A 348-nucleotide genomic window follows, 5' to 3' on the forward strand; every position below is an offset into this window, starting at 1 on the left:
GGTCGGTAGAGGAAGCCTGTCGGCGGGTCAGCATGGACGGGAAGCCTGCATTTTCCGACGGCAGCCGCATCACGGTTCCCACCGTCGTCGTGCAGAGGGTGAGGGTGCGTTCCTCGAAGTTCGCGGACGGGCAGGGGAGCGTCTCCCCCTACACGGAGACCGTGGGTTCCGGGAAAGCCCGGGTCCTGCGTGACGGAAAGGTGTACGAGGCCGTGTGGAGCAGAGAGAAAGCCGACGGACCCACCGCCTACCGCACCCCCGGCGGAAAGCCGATGACGTTCGCCAGAGGACAGGTCTGGGTCCTCCTCGTCCCCCGCTGAACTGCACAAAGCAGAAAAGCCCCTCCGA

At 65.8% G+C, this 348-nt stretch carries 1 protein-coding gene; it reads left to right on the forward strand.

Going from position 1 to position 348, the window contains the following annotated elements:
* Positions 1-320, forward strand: a 320-nt coding sequence (locus tag ACFVX9_RS39815) for a DUF3048 C-terminal domain-containing protein (protein ID WP_387987202.1), incomplete at its 5' end; no start/stop codon positions are given.
* Positions 321-348 lie beyond the last annotated feature (28 nt).

This window comes from Kitasatospora sp. NPDC058243 (assembly GCF_042882025.1).
Taxonomy (GTDB): Bacteria; Actinomycetota; Actinomycetes; order Streptomycetales; family Streptomycetaceae; genus Kitasatospora.